Genomic DNA, 1,483 nt, shown 5'->3' on the forward strand with positions numbered 1-1,483 from the left:
CGCTTAGGCCTCCCTACCTTAAAAATTACTCAGACAACGCTAATAACTTCTGAACATACTCAACCGCATTATTTTCTATATCTTGGTGCGTCGGAATATCATCATCTTCTGATGGATTGGTATCTAAACCATAAAATGCATGAAGTGGTTGATAGTCTGCACCCACATATAAAGCCGTTAGCTTAAATGGAGTAAAAATCTGCTCTAAAGAAAGCTTGTATTCACCATACTCTGAATAAACTTTTTCTTTCACACCAGCAGACACCGCCAACATAAACTTTTTATTTTTAAGCTTATCGCCTGTTGAACCATAGGCCCAACCATAGGTCAAAACTTCATCAAGCCATTGTTTCAAAAGCGGCGGGCAGTTAAACCAATACACTGGAAATTGAAACACTAAATTTTCGTGTTCTTCTACAAGCGCTTGTTCTTTTGCGACATCAATCACCCCGTCTGGATAAGCTTGATAAATTTGGTGAACCGTAAATTGGTCTGGGTATTTTTCTAGTTCCTCTACCCATCTTTTATTTACAACAGACTGGTCTATGTGAGGATGCGTAACGATGACTAATGTCTTTTTCATTATGAAAATACTCTTATCGGAAAGTAGATAAATCGATTATAGAAGTGTGCTTTCCTAAATATAAGTACGGTAATTTATGTTATATACTATACTAAAAGATAGTGTGGATTTAAAAAATGGACGACTGCCTTCCGTCATATACCCCATTAGAAGAGACAGGTTTCGGCTACACCCTTTCTTTGATTAATGGCAAATATAAAATGATTATTATGTATTGGCTGTATGGAAAAACCGTCATGCGGTTTAATGAGATGCAACGCTGTATTGGCAATATTTCATTTAGAACGCTCAGCAATACACTTAAAGAATTGGAAAGAGATGGACTGATTATTCGTAAGGAATATCCTCAAATTCCGCCAAAGGTTGAGTACCGTCTTTCAGAAAGAGGGCAGTCTTTGATTCCTTTATTAGATATGATGTGCGATTGGGGCGAGCGCAATAAATCGTCTTAGTTTTATAGACTTGAAGTGATACTAAATATGAGAATTGAATTAAGAGAAATGTTTATTAAGGGATGCGACGATAAAATTGAAAAGAAGGGAGACAATGTCGGTCTGTCTTTTTATGCTTTTTTAAAAATAAGAATGATAACCCTGAGTTACTGATGGAAGCAGCGCATTGGTGGATTATGGAGCATAAGCTAGATCACTTTGAGAAGGCGGTTAAGATTAAAGAGTTGGTTTTGAGTGAGCAGTAAAATTAGAGTGGAAAGATAAAAATGTTTATAGATACCTTATCTAGTTTTCTTGAAAAATTAGCCTCAGAAGAAAATTTAGATGAATGGTGCATGTCTAACTTCATTGATGAAAATGTTTATTCGCTATTACCAGCAGAAGCTTTTGAATTTTCTTCACATGTTATAGAGCTTCTTAAAGATGAGGCTCAACCAAACTATACATA

2 protein-coding genes and 2 pseudogenes are annotated in these 1,483 nt (G+C 35.8%); 3 read left to right on the plus strand and 1 reads right to left on the minus strand.

Features of this window, described 5'->3' with window-relative positions; all coding sequences use genetic code 11:
• Positions 1-25: 25 nt before the first annotated feature.
• Complete coding sequence (locus HUN22_RS16970) at positions 26-583, minus strand: NAD(P)H-dependent oxidoreductase (protein ID WP_174731857.1); 558 nt, start codon at positions 581-583, stop codon at positions 26-28.
• A gap of 116 nt (positions 584-699) precedes the next feature.
• Here HUN22_RS16970 and HUN22_RS16975 point away from each other — a divergent pair, with 116 nt between their 5' ends.
• The 3 genes and pseudogenes from HUN22_RS16975 to HUN22_RS16985 form a co-directional block, all read left to right on the plus strand.
• Complete coding sequence (locus HUN22_RS16975; RefSeq protein ID WP_174731859.1) at positions 700-1,035, plus strand: winged helix-turn-helix transcriptional regulator; 336 nt, start codon at positions 700-702, stop codon at positions 1,033-1,035.
• A 27-nt stretch (positions 1,036-1,062) separates the two neighbouring features.
• Positions 1,063-1,280, plus strand: a pseudogene (locus tag HUN22_RS16980) (DUF6500 family protein).
• Positions 1,281-1,301: 21 nt separating this feature from the next.
• A pseudogene (locus tag HUN22_RS16985) lies at positions 1,302-1,483 on the plus strand (hypothetical protein); the annotation flags it as partial.

This window comes from Acinetobacter lactucae (assembly GCF_013344765.1).
GTDB classification, from domain to species: Bacteria; Pseudomonadota; Gammaproteobacteria; order Pseudomonadales; family Moraxellaceae; genus Acinetobacter; species Acinetobacter lactucae_A.

Excerpts from the sequence above, each read along its gene's own strand:
- HUN22_RS16970 (WP_174731857.1), bottom strand. The coding sequence starts at position 583 with ATGAAAAAGACATTAGTCATCGTTACGCATCCTCACATAGACCAGTCT.
- HUN22_RS16975 (WP_174731859.1), top strand. The coding sequence starts at position 700 with ATGGACGACTGCCTTCCGTCATATACCCCATTAGAAGAGACAGGTTTC.